Origin of the sequence: Isoptericola sp. BMS4, assembly GCF_011634835.1 — a bacterium.
GTDB lineage: Bacteria > Actinomycetota > Actinomycetes > Actinomycetales > Cellulomonadaceae > Isoptericola.
Genome location: NZ_SIRP01000001.1, coordinates 317,359 through 337,973, shown reverse-complemented (window position 1 = coordinate 337,973; position 20,615 = coordinate 317,359). Strand labels below are relative to the sequence as shown.

Annotated in this window: 16 protein-coding genes; 9 read left to right on the top strand and 7 right to left on the bottom strand. The window is 71.0% G+C overall.

Annotation, left to right across the window (positions count from 1 at the left end):
* Positions 1 to 106: 106 nt before the first annotated feature.
* Positions 107 to 2,209 carry a DNA topoisomerase (ATP-hydrolyzing) subunit B gene (gyrB, locus tag EYB28_RS01505; RefSeq protein ID WP_166844258.1) on the bottom strand — a complete coding sequence of 701 codons (2,103 nt, stop codon included), beginning with the start codon at positions 2,207 to 2,209 and terminating at the stop codon, positions 107 to 109.
* Positions 2,210 to 2,682: 473 nt separating this feature from the next.
* On the opposite strand from gyrB, the gene EYB28_RS01500 reads away from it, so the two are divergent.
* On the top strand, positions 2,683 to 4,266 hold the full coding sequence (locus EYB28_RS01500) for a hypothetical protein (RefSeq protein ID WP_166844256.1): 1,584 nt from the start codon (positions 2,683 to 2,685) through the stop codon (positions 4,264 to 4,266).
* A gap of 85 nt (positions 4,267 to 4,351) precedes the next feature.
* Here EYB28_RS01500 and EYB28_RS01495 read toward each other — a convergent pair whose 3' ends face one another.
* The 5 genes from EYB28_RS01495 to dnaA form a co-directional block, all read right to left on the bottom strand.
* Complete coding sequence (locus EYB28_RS01495; RefSeq protein ID WP_370459423.1) at positions 4,352 to 4,990, bottom strand: DUF721 domain-containing protein; 639 nt, start codon at positions 4,988 to 4,990, stop codon at positions 4,352 to 4,354.
* Complete coding sequence (gene recF, locus EYB28_RS01490) at positions 4,980 to 6,215, bottom strand: DNA replication/repair protein RecF (protein ID WP_166844254.1); 1,236 nt, start codon at positions 6,213 to 6,215, stop codon at positions 4,980 to 4,982. Before recF ends, EYB28_RS01495 begins: the two co-directional genes overlap by 11 nt.
* A gap of 16 nt (positions 6,216 to 6,231) precedes the next feature.
* Positions 6,232 to 7,125, bottom strand: coding sequence for a phosphogluconate dehydrogenase (NAD(+)-dependent, decarboxylating) (gene gnd, locus EYB28_RS01485; RefSeq protein ID WP_166844252.1), 894 nt, complete (start codon positions 7,123 to 7,125; stop codon positions 6,232 to 6,234).
* A gap of 75 nt (positions 7,126 to 7,200) precedes the next feature.
* Positions 7,201 to 8,334, bottom strand: a complete 1,134-nt coding sequence (gene dnaN, locus EYB28_RS01480; RefSeq protein ID WP_166844250.1) for a DNA polymerase III subunit beta — start codon at positions 8,332 to 8,334, stop codon at positions 7,201 to 7,203.
* Positions 8,335 to 9,207: 873 nt separating this feature from the next.
* A complete protein-coding gene (gene dnaA / locus EYB28_RS01475) occupies positions 9,208 to 10,626 on the bottom strand; it encodes a chromosomal replication initiator protein DnaA (RefSeq protein WP_166844248.1) in 1,419 nt (472 codons plus the stop codon).
* A 413-nt stretch (positions 10,627 to 11,039) separates the two neighbouring features.
* Here dnaA and rpmH point away from each other — a divergent pair, with 413 nt between their 5' ends.
* The 8 genes from rpmH to EYB28_RS01435 all read left to right on the top strand — a co-directional run bounded on the left by rpmH (position 11,040) and on the right by EYB28_RS01435 (position 17,037).
* Positions 11,040 to 11,177: a 50S ribosomal protein L34 gene (gene rpmH / locus EYB28_RS01470; protein ID WP_153942278.1), complete on the top strand. Its 138-nt coding sequence runs from the start codon at positions 11,040 to 11,042 to the stop codon at positions 11,175 to 11,177.
* A gap of 3 nt (positions 11,178 to 11,180) precedes the next feature.
* On the top strand, positions 11,181 to 11,561 hold the full coding sequence (gene rnpA, locus EYB28_RS01465) for a ribonuclease P protein component (protein ID WP_166844246.1): 381 nt from the start codon (positions 11,181 to 11,183) through the stop codon (positions 11,559 to 11,561).
* Complete coding sequence (gene yidD / locus EYB28_RS01460; protein ID WP_166844244.1) at positions 11,561 to 11,875, top strand: membrane protein insertion efficiency factor YidD; 315 nt, start codon at positions 11,561 to 11,563, stop codon at positions 11,873 to 11,875. Before rnpA ends, yidD begins: the two co-directional genes overlap by 1 nt.
* 64 nt (positions 11,876 to 11,939) lie before the next feature.
* Positions 11,940 to 12,875 carry a membrane protein insertase YidC gene (gene yidC, locus EYB28_RS01455; RefSeq protein WP_166844242.1) on the top strand — a complete coding sequence of 312 codons (936 nt, stop codon included), beginning with the start codon at positions 11,940 to 11,942 and terminating at the stop codon, positions 12,873 to 12,875.
* A gap of 26 nt (positions 12,876 to 12,901) precedes the next feature.
* Positions 12,902 to 13,420: a R3H domain-containing nucleic acid-binding protein gene (locus EYB28_RS01450; RefSeq protein WP_166844240.1), complete on the top strand. Its 519-nt coding sequence runs from the start codon at positions 12,902 to 12,904 to the stop codon at positions 13,418 to 13,420.
* Between the two features lie 119 nt (positions 13,421 to 13,539).
* The gene (rsmG, locus tag EYB28_RS01445; protein ID WP_166844238.1) at positions 13,540 to 14,199 is read left to right on the top strand and encodes a 16S rRNA (guanine(527)-N(7))-methyltransferase RsmG; all 660 of its coding nucleotides are present in this window, start codon (positions 13,540 to 13,542) and stop codon (positions 14,197 to 14,199) included.
* Between the two features lie 203 nt (positions 14,200 to 14,402).
* Complete coding sequence (locus EYB28_RS01440) at positions 14,403 to 15,473, top strand: ParA family protein (RefSeq protein WP_370459422.1); 1,071 nt, start codon at positions 14,403 to 14,405, stop codon at positions 15,471 to 15,473.
* Between the two features lie 97 nt (positions 15,474 to 15,570).
* Positions 15,571 to 17,037, top strand: a complete 1,467-nt coding sequence (locus EYB28_RS01435; RefSeq protein WP_166844236.1) for a ParB/RepB/Spo0J family partition protein — start codon at positions 15,571 to 15,573, stop codon at positions 17,035 to 17,037.
* 3,241 nt (positions 17,038 to 20,278) lie between these two features.
* On the opposite strand, the gene trxA is transcribed toward EYB28_RS01435, so the two are convergent.
* Entirely contained in the window at positions 20,279 to 20,605 is a 327-nt protein-coding gene (trxA, locus tag EYB28_RS01430) for a thioredoxin (protein WP_166844234.1), read from the bottom strand.
* Between the last annotated feature and the right edge of the window lie 10 nt (positions 20,606 to 20,615).

Sequence of the window (20,615 nt, the reverse complement as noted above, 5' to 3'; positions counted from 1 at the left end):
CTTCTTCCTTTCCTGCGCCCGCCCGGGCGCGGGTGCCGCTCCTGCTCGTCCACCGCGTCCACCCGTGTACACCGGCGTCGTGCCGACCTGTACACAGATGGTCGGGCTAGATGTCGAGGAAGCGGACGTCCTTGGCGTTGCGCTGGATGAAGCTGCGTCGGGACTCGACGTCCTCGCCCATGAGGACCGAGAAGATCTCGTCCGCGGCCGCGGCGTCGTCCATCGTGACCTGGAGCAGGGTGCGGCTCTCCGGGTCCATCGTGGTGTCCCACAGCTCGGAGTAGTCCATCTCGCCGAGACCCTTGTACCGCTGGATCCCGTTGTCCTTGGGGATCCGCTTGCCGGCCGCGAGGCCCTGCTCCAGGAACGCGTCGCGCTCCCGGTCGGAGTACACGTACTCGTGCGGGGCGTTCGACCACTTCAGCCGGTACAGCGGCGGCTGCGCCAGGTACACGTACCCCTGCTCGACGAGCGGGCGCATGTACCGGAACAGCAGCGTCAGCAGCAGGGTGCAGATGTGCTGGCCGTCGACGTCCGCGTCGGCCATGAGCACGATCTTGTGGTACCGCAGCTTAGAGATGTCGAAGTCCTCGCCGATCCCGGTACCGAACGCGGTGATCAACGACTGGATCTCCTGGTTGGACAGTGCCTTGTCCAGCCGGGCCCGCTCGACATTGAGGATCTTGCCGCGCAGCGGCAGGATCGCCTGGTTGTGCGGGTTGCGGCCGCGGACCGCGGAGCCGCCCGCCGAGTCGCCCTCGACCAGGTAGATCTCGCAGTCCTCCGGCCGGTTCGACTGGCAGTCCTTCAGCTTGCCGGGCATCCCGCCCGAGCTGAGGATCCCCTTGCGACGGGTCGCCTCGCGCGCCTTGCGGGCCGCGATGCGTGCCTGCGAGGCCTGGATCGCCTTGCGCACGACGTCGCGCGCCTCGTTCGGGTGCGCGTCGAACCAGTCCGTCAGCTGCTCGCGGACCACCCGCTGCACGAACGTCTTGGCCTCGGTGTTGCCCAGCTTCGTCTTCGTCTGGCCCTCGAACTGGGGCTCGCCGAGCTTCACGGAGACGACCGCCGTCAGGCCCTCGCGGATGTCGTCGCCCGTGAGGTTGTCGTCCTTCTCCTTGATGATCCCCTTGTCGCGCCCGTACGCGTTGACCAGGGACGTCAGCGCCGTGCGGAAGCCCTCCTCGTGGGTGCCGCCCTCGGGGGTGGAGATCGTGTTGGCGTACGTGTGAACCGACTCGCTGAAGGCCGTGGTCCACTGCATCGCGATCTCGACGGAGACCTTCCGCTCGGTGTCCTCCGCCTCGAAGTCGATGATCTCCCGGTGGATCAGCTCGGCCTTCTTGGCGCCGTTGATGTGCGCCACGTAGTCCGTCAGGCCCTGGTCGTAGCGGTAGGTCACGGTCCGCACCGGGTCGGCGTCCACGTCCGACGACGACGGGTCGGCCGCGACGTCGTCCGCGTCCGCGTGCGTCCCGCCGCCGGCCACCTCGTCGTCGGCGACGGCGTGGCCGGCCCGCTCGTCGACCAGCGTGATCTGCAGCCCCTTGTTGAGGAACGCCATCTGCTGGAACCGGGACCGCAGGGTCTCGAAGTCGTACTCGGTGGTCTCGAAGATCGTGTCGTCGGCCCAGAACGTCTGGACGGTGCCCGTGGTCTCGTCGGGGCCGAGCGGGTCGAGGCGCCGCACCTCGGTGAGCGGCTCGCCGCCGTCGCTGTACTCCTGCCGCCAGTGGTACCCGTCGCGGCGGACCTCGGACACGAAACGGCTCGACAGGGCGTTGACGACGGACATGCCGACGCCGTGCAGGCCGCCCGAGACCGCGTAGCCGCCGCCCCCGAACTTGCCGCCCGCGTGCAGGATCGTCATGACGACCTCGAGCGTCGGCTTGCCCTCGGTGGGGTGCATCGCGACGGGGATGCCGCGGCCGTTGTCCTGCACCCGCACGCCGCCGTCCGCGAGCAGGGTCACCTCGATGGTGTCGGCGTGGCCCGCCAGGGCCTCGTCCACAGAGTTGTCCACAATCTCGTACACCAGGTGGTGCAGACCGCGCTCACCCGTGGAGCCGATGTACATGCCCGGACGCTTGCGGACGGCCTCGAGGCCCTCCAGGACGGTGATGTTGCCGGCGTCGTACCCGCCCCCCGGCCCGATGCCTGCGTCGGCGGCGGCAGTACTGGGACGTGGGGTGTCGGTTCGGTCTGCCACGGGCTGGGCTGCTCCTCGGTCGTCGTGCACGCGCAAGTCCCCCGCAGGGGCAGGACGGCGCGGCTCACAGGTTCCGGGCCCGACACCACGCGGACCTCTCGGGGCGAGGGCGGCGTGGCACGCCGTCCACCACCCGTCGGAGCCGCCCGACGACGCCTCGTGAGCGCCCGGTGACGTCACCCGGAATGACTGCCCCAGTCTACCTGGCGGGGGCGCCGGATCCGCGGATATCCAGCCCTCGGGGAGCCCTTCGCACGCAGGATCACACGGCATCGCCGCCCGATCTCTCCACACCGTTGTCCACAGGCGGCCGCCGCCGCACCTCACGGTCGACCCCGACCGCACCTTGGGTCCGTTATCGGATATTTATCATCCTTCCGCCACTTCCTCCCCTGCTGGTAGGAATGCTGCGTTTGCTGTCTGCCCGGCGCGACCCCCCGAGCGTCCGCCGACACCGAAGGGACCCCTGGACCGTGAAGAGAACCCTGGCGAGCGTCGTCGCCGGCGCGCTGGCCCTCGGAGGCCTCGTCGCCACCGCGACACCCGCCTCCGCCCACACCCCGACGATCGCCGCCGACTGCGACACCCTCGACGTCCGGCTGACCGATTACTCCCCCCGCGAGGAGAACGTCGTCACGATCCACGTCGACGGCGAGCCCGTCCTCGAGGAGTCGTTCGGCAGCGGAGCCTCCGTCAGCGTCCCGCTCGACGCCGCCGCGGACACCGACTGGACCGTCGCGGTCGAGGCCGGCGACGACCCGGACGGTCACCGCGGCTGGTCGTTCGAGGAGTCCGGCGAGCGCGCCGCCTGCGAGACCCCGGAGCCCGCCGGCTCGCCGGTCCAGGTCGCGATCTACCTGTACCCGAAGCTCGACGCGAGCCGAGGCGCCGCCTGGGAGAACTCCGGGACGCAGGAGCTCCTCGGCACGAAGACGCTCACCCTGGCCGAGGACGAGCTGCGCAACGACCAGCACTGGTACACCGAGCTCCCCGAGACCGACCTGCTCGACGGCGTCGACCTGTGCACCGGGTGGGGGATCCAGCAGGACCTGCTGCGCGGAGGGCCCGACGAGTACGAGGTCCCGCAGAACATCACGTACCCCGACGGGTCCTCCATGGACGGGAGGCTGGTCGACTGGCAGCACCAGGAGCTCGACGAGCTCGGCGTCGAGCTGCCGACGGCCGCGGACTGCGACCGTCCCGAGCAGCCCGAGGAGCCCGAGGAGCCCGTCGTCGTGACCCCGGAGATCCCGGCGCCCGTCACCGTCTGCGGCGCCGACGCGACCGCCGTCGTCCCGCCCGCGAACTCGGAGCAGGTCACCTACCTGAGCACCGAGGCCGGTGTCGTCGCGACCCCGACCGAGGGCAACACGTTCGGTGCGGACCTCGCCGGCTACGTCCGGACCGACGAGGGCGACGTGCTCTTCCCGATCGACGACCTCCTGCCGGCCGAGGAGGACTGTGCGCTGGTGCCCGGCGACATCGCGGCCGTCTGCGAGGGCGCGACGCCGTACCTGGTCTACGGGGTCGGGCTGCCCGAGGGCATCGAGGTCGATGACGAGACCCCGCTGACGATCACGTTCCTCAACCCCGACGGCGACGACTACGTGCAGGAGGACCTGCCTCTCGAGGGCCGGCTCCTGTGGCCCGGCGCCTCGGACACCGAGCCCCTGCAGTGGCCCGGCTACGAGCGCCAGGAGGACGGCTCGTACACGGCGACCGACGGCAACTACGCCTGGACCCGTGACGGCGTGCAGGTCCTGTTCGAGGTCAACCCGTCGTACTCGACCGTCGTCGACTACCCGGCGGCGTCGGAGGACTGCGCCAACCCGCCGGCGGACGACACCGCGCGCCCGGTCGCCGCGGAGACCGACGAGACGCCGGCGCCCGCCGTCGACGCCCCCGACGTCGCCGAGGAGGCGGCCCCGGCCGCGTCCACGGAACCGGAGCTCGCCGCCACGGGGACGACGGCCGGCTGGGTCGCGGCCGTCGCCGTGCTCCTGATCGGGATGGGCGTCACGCCGCTGCTCGTCCGTCGCCGGCTCCGGACCCGCTGACCGGGCCGGAGAACCTGACCGCGCCCTGACGGGCTCGGCGTCGAGGGGCCCTCGGGACGCAGGTCCCGAGGGCCCCTCGACGTGGTCAGCCGTAGGTGTCGCGCGGCCCCGGACCACGCACCGACCGACGACCGCGACGGAACCCCGGGCCTGCGGGGCCGAGGACCGTGACCTGCTCGACCACGCCCTCGCCGACCTCCTCGGCGAGCCGGCGCAGGAGGGTCGGCGTCAGCAGGCGCACCTGCGTGGCCCACGCCGTGGAGTCCGCGCGGACCACCAGGACGTTGTTCTCGAACGTCTCCGGCTGGCAGTGGTCCGCGACCTGGTCGCCGACCACCTCCCGCCACCGGCCGATCACCCCGCCCACGGAGACGTCGGAGGTCCAGCCCTTGTCCCGCAGGAGACGCGAGATCACCTCGGAGAGAAGCTGCGGGTCCCGCGCGTTGGGCCCCTTGCCGGCGCCGCGCGGCTCGGAGAGCGGCGAATGGCGTGCCGGGGCACCCGGGCGCAGGCCCTTGGCCCGCGCGGCCGCCTTGGCCCGGTTGAGCGCCTCGCGGGCCACCTCGATCGCGGGCGTCAGCTCGGTGCGGTCCCGCACCGGACGCAGGTCGCCCGGCTGCCGGCGCCCGGGGACGTCCGCGGCCGCGTCCTGGACGCCGCCCTCGACGGTCGCGCCCGCGCCGTCGAGCGCGCCGCCGTCGTCGTCCGGCACCTCAGGGCACACGACGCACCTGTCCCGGGGTCACCTCGAACCGCGCCCCCATCAGCCCGGCGGGGACGTCCTCGGGCACGGCCGCCGTGACGAGCACCTGGCGGGCCGGCGCGACCAGCTCCGCGAGGCGCTCCCGGCGCCGGACGTCGAGCTCGGCGAAGACGTCGTCGAGCACCAGGACCGGATCGGCGTCCGTGCCCTGGTCCGGGTCCCAGAAGACGTCGTCCGGCGCCGGGCCGGCCACGTCGTCGGCGGGCGGAGGCTGCGGCGTGCCGCCGAGCAGCCGGTACGACGCCAGCCGCAGTGCCAGGGCGAACGACCACGACTCGCCGTGGCTCGCGTACCCCTTCGCCGGCAGCCCGCCTAGGGTGAGGACGAGGTCGTCCCGGTGCGGGCCGACGAGGCTCACCCCCCGCTCGACCTCCTGGTCCCTGACCTGCACCATCGCGTCGAGGAGCGCCTTCTCCAGGTCGGCGGCGCCGTCGGGCGTCGCCGGCGTCGGCCCGTCCGGGGCACCGGCGGCCTCCGCCTCCGGGACGTTCGAGCGGTACGTCAGCTCGGCGTGCCCGTCGGCGTCGCTCACCTGCGCGTAGGCGGCCGCGACCTCGGGCCGCAGCGCCCGCACCAGCGCGAGGCGCATCGTGAGGATCTGCGCCCCCAGCTGCGCCGCCTTCGTGTCCCAGACCTCGAGGGTGGACAGGTCCGGGGCGCGCCCGCCACGGCGGACTCCCCGCAGCGACTTCAGCAGGGCGGAGCGCTGGCGCACCACACGCTCGTAGTCGCTGACGACGCCCGCCGCCCGGGGCAGGAGCTGGACGACGAGCTGGTCCAGGAACCGCCGGCGGCCGTCCGGGTCGCCCTTGACCAGCGCCAGGTCCTCGGGCGCGAAGAGGACCGTCCGCAGGATCCCCAGCACGTCGCGGGCACGCCCGGGCTGGCCGCGGTTGACGCGGGCCCGGTTCGCCTTGCCGGCCGTGATCTCCAGCTCGACGGTGGAGGCACGGTCGCCGCGCACGATGCGGGTCCGCACGATCGCCCGCTCCGCCCCGGCGCGGATCAGCGGCGTGTCCGTGGCCACCCGGTGGCTGCCGAGCGTCGCGACGTAGCCCAGCGCCTCGACCAGGTTCGTCTTGCCCTGCCCGTTGCGCCCGACGAAGGCCGTCGGGCCGGGATCCAGCTCGACGTCGGCCGCGGCGTAGGAGCGGAAGTCGATCAGGGAGAGGTGCGAGACGTACATGCGCCGGAGGGCGGGACTACTGCGCGGGCTTGACCGCGTGACCGCCGAACTGCTGGCGCAGGGCGGCGACGGCCTTCATCGCCGGGGAGTCCTCCTGACGCGAGGCGAACCGGGCGAACAGCGCGGCGGAGATGACAGGCAGCGGCACGGCGTTGTCGATCGCCTCGTCGACGGTCCACCGGCCCTCGCCGGAGTCCTCGACCCAGTCGTCGATCGCCGCGAGCCGGGGGTCCTCCTCGAGCGCCTTCACCATGAGCTCCAGGAGCCACGAGCGCACGACCGTGCCGCGCATCCACGCCTTCATCGTGCCGTGCACGTCGGTCACGACGTCCTTGGCCGCGAGCAGCTCGTACCCCTCGGCGTACGCCTGCATCAGGCCGTACTCGATGCCGTTGTGGACCATCTTGGCGAAGTGCCCGGCGCCGACCTCGCCCGCGTGGACGAAGCCCTCCTCGCGGGGGCCCTCGGGACGCAGCGCGTCGAAGACGGGCATCAGCGTCGTCACGTGCTCGTCCGCGCCGCCGCACATGAGCCCGTAGCCGTTCTCCAGGCCCCAGACGCCACCCGAGACCCCGACGTCGACGTACCCGATGCCGCGCTCGGCGAGCTCGGCCGCCCGCAGCTGGTCCTCGGGGTAGTGCGAGTTGCCGCCCTCCACCACGACGTCGCCGGCCCCCAGCAGGGTGCCGAGCTCTTGCACCACGCCGCGGGTGGGGTCGCCGGCCGGGACCATCACCCACACGACCTTCCGGTCGCCGGGCAGCGCCGCCACCAGGTCCGCGAGCGAGGCGACGTCGGACACCTCGGGCCGCGGGTCGTACCCGGTGACCTCAATGCCGCCGCGGCGCAGCCGCTCACGCATGTTGTGGCCCATCTTCCCCAGGCCGACGAGTCCGATGTGGCTGACCATGGGGCTTCCTTCCGGGACGGTGCTGGAGTCAGGGCGAGCGTACGTCGTCCGGCACGGGGCGCGCCGGACGACGCGTCAGCCGGCGAACCGGATTGGGACCAGCAGGTAGCGGTACTCCGACGAGTCCTCGCCGTCGAGCGACTCCTGGCCCGTGAACTCCACGGGCTTGTTCGGGTGCGTGAACGACATCCGCACGAAGTCCGTGCCGAGCGCGCCGAGTCCGTCGAGCAGGAACTGCGGGTTGAACGCGACCTGGATGTCCTCGCCCACGAGCACCGCCTCGAGCGCCTCGGAGGCCTGCGCGTCGTCGCCCTGCCCGGCGTCGAGCACGACCTGGCCCTCGGTGAACGACAGGCGGATCGGGGTGTTGCGCTCCGCGACGAGGGCCACGCGCTTCGCGGCCTCGATCAGCGGCGCGGTCGCGACGACGGCGTGGATCGGGGTCGCGTCCGGGAACAGGCGCCGCACGGGCGGGTAGTCGCCGTCCACCAGCTGCGACGTCGTGTGCCGGCCGCCGGCCTCGAACCCGATGAGGTCGACCCCCTGCCCCGTGGTGAGGCCGATGTTCACCAGCCCGCCGCCGGAGCCGAGGGACTTCGCGACGTCGGTCAGGGTCCGCGCGCGGACCAGCGCGACGGCCGAGTAGCCGGGCGTCGCGGGGGTCCACGTGAGCTCGCGCAGGGCCAGCCGGTAGCGGTCCGTGGCGATGAGGGTGATGCGCTCGCCCTCGATCTCCATCCGCACGCCCGTGAGCAGGGGCAGGGTGTCGTCGCGGCTCGCGGCGACGCTCACCTGGGCGACGGCGTGGGTCAGCGCGTCTCCGGTCACCGTACCGCTGAGCTCGGGCATCGCCGGCAGCGCCGGGTAGTCCTCCACAGGCATGGTGAGCAGGGTGAAGCGCGACGCGCCGCAGGTGAGCACGACCTTGGTGCCCTCGAGGGTGACGTCGACCGGCTTGTTCGGCAGGGCCCGGGAGATCTCGGCGAGAAGCCGCCCGGAGACCAGCACCGTGCCGGGCTCGGACACCTCGGCGGGGATCTCGGAACGCGCGGAGACCTCGTAGTCGAAGCTGGACAGCCCGATGGTGCCCGCCGTGTCCACCTCGATGCGGACACCCGCCAGCACGGGGGCCGGCGGCCGCGTGGGAAGCGTGCGCGCCGTCCAGGTCACGGCCTCGGCCAGGACGTCACGCTCAACCCGGAACTTCATCCCACTCCTCGAGTTGTCGGTCGATGCGGACGACACGCGGGCCGCGCCCTGCGTCCCGGGCGCGGGACGTCTCGGGAGGCGCTGCTGTCGTCCGTGGCAAACCCTACGCGAGTCGGAGCTTCTTCGGCACGTGAGCGGGGCGACGGTGGACGATGCGGGGGAGCGGTGTCCACCAGGAGGGCGGGCCCTGTGCACGGTCGCCCGACCTACGGGGGCGACCCGGCGCTCCGGACCCGGGTGCAGCCCGTCGCCCGTCTGCCTGATGAAGGTGTGGTGATTCTCTTCCCATTGACATGAACGTCATCGTCATAGGGGCTGTGGAACTTGGGGAGAACGTGCGTCTTCGCAGGTCAGAGCGGTGATAGCACTGTGGAGGGCGTGGGGGCGCAGATGTGGACAACTCGGGTTGCCTGTGGGCGACGGAATCTGTACCCACAGGCGTCCACCGATGAGGGGGTCGTCGTCCACCGGTTCTCGCGCTCGGTCCACACCCGTCCACAAGATTGTCCACAGGTGTGAATCGGGCCGGCGGACGAGAGGCCGCAGTTGTCCACGGGTCTGCTCCACAGGGGTGGGGACGACGGCGCGTCGAGACGGCGGTTCCGCGCCCCGGGATGTGGGCGGTCCTGTGGAAAGCGGTGCGGGACGGCGGTCACGGCTGTGCACAGGACCGTACGGGGCCCGTGTCGTGGTGGACGACGGGGCCGGATCTGTGGACAGAGGCGCTGGTCGAGGTGGACGGCGTGCCGTGAGCGTCCGTGCGCTTCGGTGCGCCCGGGTCCGGAGGTCCAGGAGGGAAAGGACGCCGCCGGCGCCTCACAGGTCGGCGAGGCCCCGGGGACGGGCACGGCCCGGCGCGATGCCGGGGAGGGGTCAGCCGCGGTGCTGCTGCTTGATCCGGCTCGTGAGCTCGGTCACCTGGTTGTAGGTGGAGCGGCGCTCCGCCATCTGGCCCGCGATCTTCTTGTTCGCGTGCATGACGGTCGTGTGGTCACGCCCGCCGAACTGCTGCCCGATCTTCGGCAGTGACAGGTCCGTCAGCTCGCGGCAGAGGTACATGGCGATCTGACGGGCCGTGACGAGCACGCGCGAGCGCGACGACCCGCACAGGTCGTCGATGGTGAGGCCGAAGTAGGCCGCCGTCTGGGCGATCACCATCGACGGCGTGATCTCCGCCATGTCGTCGTCGGTGATGAGGTCCTTGAGGACGATCTCGGCGAGTGCGAGGTCGACCTGCTGGCGGTTGAGGTTCGCGAACGCGGTGACGCGGATGAGGGCGCCCTCGAGCTCGCGGATGTTCGTGGAGATCCGCGAGCCGATGTAGCTGAGCACGTCGGCGGGCACGTCGAGGTGCTCGCTGGCGGCCTTCTTGCGCAGGATCGCGATGCGGGTCTCGAGGTCGGGCGGCTGCACGTCGGTGATGAGGCCCCACTCGAACCGGGAGCGGAGGCGGTCCTCGAACCCGTTGAGCTGCTTGGGCGGGACGTCAGAGGTGATGACGACCTGCTTGTTGGCGTTGTGCAGCGCGTTGAAGGTGTGGAAGAACTCCTCCATCGTCTGTTCCTTGCCCTGCAGGAACTGGATGTCGTCGATGAGGAGCACGTCGACGTCGCGGTAGCGGCGCTGGAACGCGCCGGCGCGCCCCTCGCCGATGCTGTTGATGAAGTCGTTGGTGAACTCCTCGGAGTTCACGTAGCGCACGCGCACGTGGGGGTATAGGTTGTGCGCGTAGTGGCCGATGGCGTGCAGCAGGTGCGTCTTGCCCAGGCCCGAGTCGCCGTAGATGAACAGCGGGTTGTAGGCCTTGGCCGGCGCTTCCGCCACCGCGACCGCCGCCGCGTGCGCGAACCGGTTGGACGAGCCGATCACGAACGTCTCGAAGATGTAGCGGGGGTTGAGCCGCGTGGGCTCGGCGGACGGCTTCGGCGTCGGGGGGAGGACGGGTGCGTCCGGCTCCTCCGGCTCGCCGGCCTCGGCCGGCGTCGCCGTGTAGTCCTGGGACGGGCCGGTGAGGGTGTCGCTGCTGAGCTCGGGGTCGACGGTGATCCCGAACCGGACCTCCCGGCCCAGCGTGGCCGCCATGGCCGAGACGAGCTGGTCGCGCACGCTGGTCTCGAGGTAGGTCCGGGTCTGCTCGTGAGGCACCGCGATGAACACCGTGTCCTCGACGATCGCCATCGGCTTGGCGAGCTTGATGAACGCGAGCTGCCGGGCCGTCATGTCGGGCCGGGCCTCGAGGGTGGCGAGAGTGTGCGCCCAGACGTCGGTGATGTTCTCGTCCGGCTGGGCCACGGGGCGTCGTCCTTGTCCTCGGGATGGTGGTTTCGGGTGGGGGCGGGAAAAACCGCGGACCTGCCACGACACCAGTCTTTCCACACGCTTGTCCACACGCTGTGGACGTTGTGGACAACTCTGTGGACGACCGTACCGGGCAGGCCGCGCGACGTCGCGCCGGGGTGCTGAGATCTTCGCCATCGTAGCCGCCGTGCCGCCGGCCGACCCAGGGGGCGCCAGTTTGACCGCGCACCCCCCCGCGGCGTAACGTCATACAGCCGTTCCAGGTCTTTCGCGCGCCATCACGCGGGCAGCCAAGCCTCGGGCCGGCCGGTCGGCTCGCGGCGCACCTGACGCGCACCGACCTGTGTGATGACCAGCATCGTCGAGGAACTGACGGTGTGCCTCCCCGACGTTTCTTGGAGTTACTCGTGAGCAAGCGGACTTTCCAGCCGAACACCCGCCGTCGTGCGAAGACCCACGGCTTCCGGCTGCGTATGCGCACCCGTGCCGGCCGCGCCATCCTGGCGAACCGCCGCCGCAAGGGTCGCGCCGAGCTCTCCGCCTGACACGTGCTGCCCGCGGCGCACCGACTGCGCCGTTCCGTCGACTTCGAACGGACGGTGCGCCGCGGCACGCGTGCAGGTCGGTCGACCGTGGTGGTCCACCTGCTCCTCGACACCGAGGTCCAGGACCCGCCACAGGTCGGCTTCGTCGTGTCCAAGGCCGTGGGGAACGCCGTGCAGCGGAACGTCGTCAAGCGCCGACTGCGGCACGCTGCCGCGTCGCACCTGACGACGCTGCCCGCCGGGTCGCTCGCCGTCGTGCGGGCGCTCCCGCCGTCGCGCGGCGCCGACTACGGGCGCCTCGACCAGGACCTGTCCGGCTCCCTGACGCGGGCCGTGGCGCGCGCCACGGCCCGCGTCGTCGGTCGTGACCACCGGAGCACGTGATGAGCACCTCGACGATCGGGCAGGGGCGCGACCTCCTGCGGAACCTGCCCGCCACCGTGCTGATCGGCGTGCTGCGCGTCTATCAGAGCGTCATCTCGCCCCTGACCGGGCCGACCTGCAAGTACTACCCGTCGTGCTCGCAGTACGCGATCATCGCGATCCGTACCCGTGGCACCCTGCGGGGGACAGGCCTCGCACTCTGGCGGATCCTGCGGTGCAACCCGTGGAGCCTCGGCGGCGTCGACGACGTCCCGCCCGCTCGGTCGAAGCACGTCCACGAGGACGAGCACGACCTCGAGCACCACGGCGCCTGAGCGACTGACTCTCCCGGCCGGCGCCACCGGGACCGCGGACTTCCGACCAAGGAGACATTTCGGGATGATCGACACCATCCTCTACCCGCTCGAGTGGGTCGTGGCCTGGATCATGTACGGGTCGCACGCCGTCTTCACGACCCTGGGCATGCAGGACGGCGCCGGGCTCGCGTGGGTCCTGTCGATCGTCGCGCTGACGATCGTCATCCGGATCGCCCTCATCCCGCTCTTCTTCAAGCAGATCAAGGCGTCACGCGGGATGCAGATGATGCAGCCCGAGCTGCAGGCCGTGCAGAAGAAGTACAAGGGCAAGACCGATCCCGCGTCCCGCGAGGCCATGGGCCGCGAGACAATGGAGCTCTACCGCAAGCACGGCACGAACCCGATGGCGTCGTGCTTGCCGATCCTGCTCCAGTCGCCGATCTTCTTCGCGCTGTTCCGTGTGCTGAACCACCTGCAGGGCATCGCCGACGGCAGCTACCAGGCGATCGGCCCGATCGACCGGCAGGTCGCGGGGGACATCGAGCAGTCGAGCCTCTTCGGGGCGCAGCTGTCCGACATCTTCCGGACGACGGACTCGATGACCTCGCGGATCGTCGTCATCGTCCTCATCGTCATCATGAGCGCGACCATGTTCTTCACGCAGCGTCAGCTGACGATGAAGAACATGCCGAAGGCCGCCCTCGAGGGGCCGATGGCCAGCACCCAGAAGATGATGCTGTACATCCTCCCCGTGATCTTCCTGATCTCCGGGGTCAACTTCCCCGTGGGTGTGCTGATCTACTGGGTGATCTCGAACCTGTGGTCCATGGGCCAGCAGTTCTACACGATCAAGAAGATGCCGGCGCCGGGGTCCGAGGCGGAGCGTCTGCTGAAGGAGAAGCGCGCACGCAAGGCCGCGGCGAAGGGCGCGATCGAGGCGGAGCCGGAGCCCGAGCCCGAGAAGCCCCGTGGCCAGCGTGAGCAGCCCAAGCGCAAGAATCGGCAGAAGCGTCGGTGAGTACCGAGAGGACCGTGACGACTGACATGAGCACCGAGACCACGTCCGTGGACCAGGACCCCGACCGCACCGCGCGCCTCGAGGAGGAGGGTGAGATCGCGGCGGACTACCTGGAGGAGCTGCTGGACATCGCCGACCTGGACGGCGACATCGACCTCGACATCCGCCACGACCGCGCGGCGGTCGACGTGGTCGCCGACGAGCAGGGGTCGCTCGCGCCGTTGGTCGGGGCGCAGGGCGAGGTGCTCGAGGCCCTTCAGGAGCTCACGCGCCTCGCGGTCCAGGCCCGTACGGGGGAGCGCAGCCGGTTGATGCTCGACGTGGCGGGTTTCAGGGCGACGCGTCGCTCCGAGCTCACCGCACTGGCGGAGCGCGCGGTGGAGCAGGTGCGTGAATCGGGCGAGGAGCTGGAGCTCGACCCGCTGAACGCCTTCGAGCGGAAGGTCGTGCACGACGTCGTGACGGCCTCGGGCCTCGTCAGCGACTCGCGTGGCGTCGAGCCCGAGCGGTATGTGGTGGTCAGGCCCGCCTCGCCGGAGGAGTGACGCATGCGCGAGGGCCCGTCGTTTCACGTGAAACGACGGGCCCTCGCCGTGCCCGCCAGTTCTGTCGGCCGTGGAGAGAGCGGGGCACGCCGTGCTGTCCCGGGAGAGGGAGCATTCCCATGACGATCGAGAACGACGAGACCGGCGCCACCGATGCTGCGCTCGGGTCGAGTCCCGCGGTACGCGGCTACTTCGGCGACCGCTACGAGCTCACGGCCCGGTTCGCCGAGAAGCTGCGGGCCGAGGGGGAGCTGCGTGGGCTGATCGGCCCTCGGGAGGTCCCCAGGCTGTGGGAGAGGCATATTCTCAACTCCGCGGCGGTGCTCCCGTTCCTGTCCGCGGCGCGCACGATCGCGGACATCGGCTCCGGAGCGGGGCTGCCCGGGATCGTCGTCGCGATCGCGCGGCCGGACGCCGAGGTGCTGCTCGTCGAGCCGATGGAGCGCCGCACGGCCTGGCTCACCGAGGTCGCCGACGAGCTCGGACTCGCCAACGTGCGGGTGAAGCACGGGCGGGCAGAGGAGTACCACGAGGCGTTCGAGGTCGACGCGGTCACGTCGCGTGCTGTCGCTGCTCTGTCCAAGCTGGCACGCATGAGCCTTCCGCTCGTCCGGCCAGGCGGGGAGATGGTCGTTCTCAAGGGCCGCAACGTCGCCCAGGAGGTCGACCCCGCACGCAAGGTGCTGCGGTCCTTCAGGGCGGGCGAACCCGAGATCATCGAGGCGCACACGGTCGAGGGTGTGGAGTCGACGACTGTGGTTCGCGTGCGTCGCGGCTGACGGCTCGAACCGCAGGCTCGCGGACACTCCGACCGGCTTCTGCGCCGACCGCGGGACGGTGGGCGTCGCGCGTTCCCCGTGGCCGGAGTTTCGTCCGCTCGCCCACCTGGGCGACGCCGTAGAGTGTGCCCGGGGCCCGGGACATCTGCTCGTGCGCGATGCGAGTCCGGGGTGATCAGCGGGAGCTATCGGAGGAGCGGCACGTGAGCACCAGTACGGAACACGTCGACGACGTCCCGCGGGACGACGAGGTACCGACGGGTGACCCGGCTGTTTCACGTGAAACGGAACCGCGGCTGGAGTGGGCGCAGGACGGCCTGCCGGCGGGGGTCGACGCGCACCGCGCAGCGCTGGTCGCTGCGGTGCCCGATGCGGACGAGGAGACGCCGCTCGCGGCTCAGCTGGCGATCGACGCGCGTCGCAGGATCGACCTGCAAGGTCGACGCTTCCCGAAGCCGGAGCGCACGCGGGTCATCACGGTGGCCAACCAGAAGGGCGGCGTCGGCAAGACCACGACGACCGTGAACCTGGCGGCCGGGCTCGCGCAGTCAGGGCTGAAGGTGCTCGTGATCGACAACGACCCGCAGGGGAACGCATCCACGGCATTGGGGATCGAGCACAGGGCGGGCACCCCGTCGATCTACGAGGTGCTGGTCGACGGCGATCCACTGGATTCGGTCGTCCAGGAGTGCCCGGACGTGCCCGGCCTGTACGGGGTGCCGGCAACGATCGATCTGTCGGGTGCGGAGATCGAGCTGGTCTCCCTCGTTTCACGTGAAACACGGCTGCGTCGGGCGTTGGACGTGTACCTGGACCAGCGAGCCGCTCGCGGCGAGGAGCCCATCGACTACGTCTTCGTGGACTGCCCACCGAGCCTCGGGCTGCTGACGGTCAACGCGTTCGTCGTAGGACGCGAGGTCCTCATCCCCATCCAGTGTGAGTACTACGCGCTCGAGGGCCTGAGCCAGCTGTTGAAGACCATCGACCTGATCAAGGCACACCTCAACCGTGAACTGCGCGTATCGACGATCCTGCTGACGATGTACGACGGCCGCACCAACCTCGCGCAGCAGGTGGCCGCCGAGGTCAGGCAACATTTTCCCGGCGAGACGCTGCGGACGACGGTGCCGCGTTCCGTGCGCATCTCCGAGGCGCCCAGCCATGCACAGACCGTGATCACCTACGACCCGAGCTCGACGGGCGCACTGGCGTACCTGGAGGCGGCGCGCGAGATCGCCGAAGCAGCGACGCAGAGGACCGGGACCGGACGATGATCGGACGGGCGGGCGGAGGAGCGAGCGGGAGCTGCAGGGCTGGAGCGGACGGTTCGGTGACGGGGTCTCATCGCCCCGCGGTGCAGGAGGCACGAGGATGAGTCAGAAGAAGCGTGGTCTCGGTCGGGGTCTCGGTGCGCTGATCCCGTCGTCACCGGAGAGCGACCGCCCGGTCGACGTGTTCTTCTCGGGGAGCGGTGAGCAGGGCGGGTCGGGATCCAGCGCCGCCGTGACAGGCGCCGTCGGTGATGAGGCCAGGGATTCAGAGGACGCGGCCGGGCGCACGAAGGGGCGCTCCGCCTCGTGGGACTCAGCCATCGCCGGGGGCCGATTGCGGATTCGGTCGCAGGCCGTCGGCGGTTCGCGTCCCGACGGGTCGGAGGGGACGTCGACCGCGACGTTGGAGCAGGCCGACGATCGTGCGCCCCTGGAGCGTGACCGAGAAGGGGAGGGTGCGACGGCTGCCGTGCCGGCTCCGGTCGACGGTCCTGTCGACCTCGAGTCGCTCGGTGTCACCACCCGTATCGCGACTACCGTGAGTGACGGGGACGATGCCGTGACGGCACTTCCCGGGGACGACACGGAGACGGCCGGCGTGGCCGGCGCGGAGACGACATCTCTGACCAGTGGCCACGGCGCGGAGCCGTCGGAGGACACCGTCTCATCAGAGGAGACGCCGACCCCCGACCGCGACGATGCCGATGCCGTTTCACGTGAAACGGAACTGGTGCCTGTCCCGGGCGCCCGCTTCGCCGAGGTTCCGGTGGAGTCCATCCGGCCGAACACCCGGCAGCCTCGCACGGTCTTCGACGAGGGCGATCTCGACGAACTGGTCGACTCGGTCTCCCAGATCGGGGTGCTCCAGCCGATCGTCGTCCGTCCGGACCGTTCGGTCGAGGGCCAGTACGAGCTGATCATGGGGGAGCGGCGGTGGCGCGCCTCCCAGGTCGCCGGGCTTGAGACCATTCCCGCGATCGTGCGGGAGACCGACGACTCGGACATGCTCCGGGACGCTCTGCTGGAGAACCTGCACCGTGCGGCGCTCAACCCGCTCGAGGAGGCGGCGGCCTACCGGCAGCTGCTCGACGACTTCGACTGCACGCACGAGGAGCTCGCGTCTCGCATCGCGCGGTCCAGGCCGCAGATCTCGAACACGCTCCGTCTGCTCCGTCTCCCCCCGCTCGTGCAGCGGCGGGTGGCGGCAGGTGTGCTGTCCGCGGGCCACGCCCGCGCCCTCCTGGGCTTGACCGACGGGGCCGAGATCGAACGGCTGGCTCAGCGCATCGTCTCCGAAGGTCTCTCCGTCCGGGCGACCGAGGAGATCGTGACCTTGCTGGTGAACGGCGACGGGACGGCAGCGCCGCGCCGGTCACCGCGAGCGGGCCAGCGCAGCGAGGCGATGGATGAGCTGGCGACGCGCCTCTCCGATCACTTCGAGACCCGGGTCAAGGTGAACATCGGCAAGAACAAGGGCCGGCTCACCGTCGAGTTCGCCTCTGTCGAGGACCTGAACCGCATCCTGGAGGTCATGGCACCGGAGGATCCTGGACTCCTGCGCCCCTGAAGCATCGCGTGCCGTCGAGGGGGCTCGTTTCACGTGAAACGAGCCCCCTTGCCACGTGTCGAGTCGTGGCCGGGTGGCCGTATCGTGCGGCTCGACGAGCCTGACCTCTCGTGACGACGAGTTCCGGGAGTGTCGAGAACGGGACCGTGCGTGAGGGTGCCCGTCGAGCTGCTCGACACCACGGCGTACGAGCGGGTTCGCCGGCGCCTCCTCAACCACTGGGGCTCGCTCGTGCCGCGGCGCGTGCTGCCCAGTCAGCCGACGGGATCGTCGGCCCACCAGGTGGCACGGAGGGGCCGCCCGCGCGGGGGGGCTGGACGGATGCGCGACGACCGTGTCGAGGTCGAGTGGCCACGGCACAGGGCCTTGCGCGCCCCCCCCGGGCATCGGGCAGTCGACGACAGTACCGGTCGGACGCGAATGCTTCCGACAGTCAGTCGCTCCGGCGAGGTCGCGCCGTGGCACTCCGGGGCGACGGACGTGTCTGCGGGCCGACCCTGGCCGCACCGTACAGGGGCAGGTAACGTGACGATCGACGACCTTCAGCCCGGTGGCCCCCGCACGGCGCCGCTACCTCGGCGAGTGCCGGTCCGGCCCGGGCGTGACGGATCCGGCGGCCGTGCCGGTCGTGCTCCCTTCACGCACCGACCTGTGCGAGGTGTACGGATCCGGCCACCACGGTTCGGCGGATGACGTCGGTGGTACCCGCGGGCGGTGAGCTCATGCAGCTCGCCGGGGGAGCGCCTAGCCGGGCTCGGCGGACGTGCGCCCCCGGCCCGCTGGCTCCGTGTTCTCATTGGCGCGCACTGGAGGCCTCGCGCGTGCGCCGGACCCCGCAGGTGCGGAGTCGGGACGGCCGCCAGCGTGCACCCACGGCCTCAGTGTGGTCGTGCGGAGCCGCACGACATGAGCACCGTCGAGGTCAGTTCGACGTGTCCCGAGTATCACTTCCCCGCGTATGCGGGGGGCTGCACCTTCCCTGTGGACCTGCAGGCACTCCGGGGGTGGCGTAGGGGCGTCAGTCTCGCGCGACGGTGGGCATGACCGAGGACAGTGCCGTCGAGGCCTTCTGAACGAGCTCGCCCAGGAGGCGCGAGGAGCGCGATGCCGACGAGGGGAGGGACCCTGTCGTCCATCCAGTCGATGACGAGTGCCAGGGGGACGAGTGCCTCCGGAACGGGCCACCGTTTCACGTGGAACGGCACGACGCCGGCGCAGTGTCCATCGAGTGCCATGGTGGCGAACTCGTGTGCTGGGGATGTCGTGCACGAACGTCTGACGTCGTGAGCATGGGGGGGTGCTCCGTCATCCGGTCGCAGGAGCGCGAGCCGAGATCGGTCGACTTGTGGCGTGCAGGCGGAGGAACGGCAGGCCCAGGGGCTCGGAGGTGGGGTGGTTCCACGTGAAACGTCGCCGGCCGGGGGAGGACGACGCCGACGAGAGATCGGCACCCGCGCGTCGCGGGCCCGAGGCGGTGGTCAGAACCCGATGCAGTGCTTCGGAGAGGGTCGGCTCGGACATGACTGGTGGCGAGCAGCCTGAGTCTCGCCAGGGACTGACGGCATCAGGGAACGAGCGATGTTTCACGTGAAACGGCGTCGAACGCCGACCGAGGGCGGCGCGCCGTTGAGGATCGCGGTGAGCATGGGGCGCCGGGGATGGCGTCAGCGCCACGTCCGACATGGTGCGCCTGGAGCGGCCGAGGACATCCGGCTCGTCCGCCGACGACGAGGAAGCGTGGCACCGGTCGGGGCAGATGACTCGGGCGAGGTCCGGGGTGCCGCACGGCGCCGTGCCGTCGTGAATCACTGGTCGGTGTTGCGGAGGCTGTGGAGGCCTGTCCCGCTGACCGTCGTCGGTGACCGGCGCTGAGGAGGCAGGGCAGGCAGCACCGGAGGTCGTGCATGGCGCACCCGCGCGGGCTGGTGCCATGAATGCGGTGCGCTGGGACGCCACGGGAGTCCCCGCGCGGGCTCGTGGTCGCGGCCATCGTGACGATAGGCCAGGCATCGAAGGTGCCAGCCGTTGTCGAGCCATGTGGGCGGTGGCGGATCGCACCGCTATCGGTGAGCCGGCGGGCTCGGCGGGCTATGGACTCGTCTCGTGCTCGCCCGAGCGCTCCACCTCCGGGCCGGCACTCGTCGGCTTCGCCCTCCGGGCCAGGGTGGCGCCGGCCCGGCCCGGGCAGGCGACGCTGCGGGACATCTCCCGGAGGCGGCGGGCCGCGCATCTCCGCAGGTCAGACCATCCGGCAGGCCGGCGATCACGGGAACCTGGCCGAGCCCCATGACCGCTGGTCGCCCGCCCCCACGGGCAGCTCTCCACACTCGAACTCCCTGGTCGTGGCGGGGGAGCGCCATCGGTGCCCTCGCGTGGCGAGGGAGGAGCGACGGATCCCGCGTGTGCGAGGAGGGGGACGGACCGAGTGCGGCCCTCGAGGGGCGGCGGATCCCGCGTGTGTGAGGAGGGGCGACGGACCGCGCATGGGGCGGAGACCTGCCTCGTGCACGTGGCCGTGCGACGTGGCGACGCCGGAGCGTCGTACCGCACAAGGGGCCCGGACCGGCGGGGGAGCGGGGTCACCGCAGCGAGAGGAGGCGAGCGAGAGCTCGGAGCAGTCGGGAAGGTCGTTCTCGCTCCTGGGTCCTGCGACACCGTAGCTCGGGCCGAGGATGCGACGACCGTGGGGCGCTCCCAGGGGGGTCCACGGACATTCCCGACCATACCGAGTGCCGCGTCCGGGCGGCGACGGCGGAACGACCCGGGATGACGACCGTGTGCAGTGGCGGGTGCCGGAGCGGGTGCCGACGGATGGTGGGTGAACCACACGAACCACACGAACCGCACGGTACGGACGCGACGGTGCCAGTGACGGACGCGACGGTGCCGGGCGGAGGCGACGGTGCCGGGCGGAGGCGACGGTGCCGGGCGGAGGCGGTGTGCGCATGCGGTGTGGCCTGCACCGTGGGCACGCCGCGATGCGGTGGGGTGGGGACGACGCGGTGGGGTGGGGACAACGCGATGGTTGGTGGGCGCCCACCAGGCTCGGCGCCGAGGGGTCCGTGAGACCGAGGCGGCGACGCGGTGCGGTTCCGGCCGGCACACCGGAGCTCGTGCCCGGCGGACATTCATGGTGGAGCGGCCTCGACGACCGTGCCTCGACGTGACGAGCGCGAGCCGGGCACGACGAAGGCGGCTGGTGTTTCACGTGAAACACCAGCCGCCTCCGGGACGCTCGACGTCAATTCGCGAGCAGGGCGTCGATCTCCTCCTGGATGGCCCGCTTGGGGCGGGCGCCGATGATCGACTTCACGAGCTCGCCGCCGGAGTAGACGTTCAGGGTCGGGATCGAGGTGATCCCGTATGCCATCGTGGTCTCCTGGTTGGCGTCGGTGTCGAGCTTCGCGATCTTGATCTTCTCGCTGTACTCGTCCGAGAGCTCCTCGAGGATCGGGGCCACCATGCGGCACGGACCGCACCAGGTCGCCCAGAAGTCGACGAGCACGGGCACGTCGGACTCGAGAACCTCGGTCTTGAAGGTGTCGTCGGTGACGGCGACGGTCGGCATGGTTGCTCCT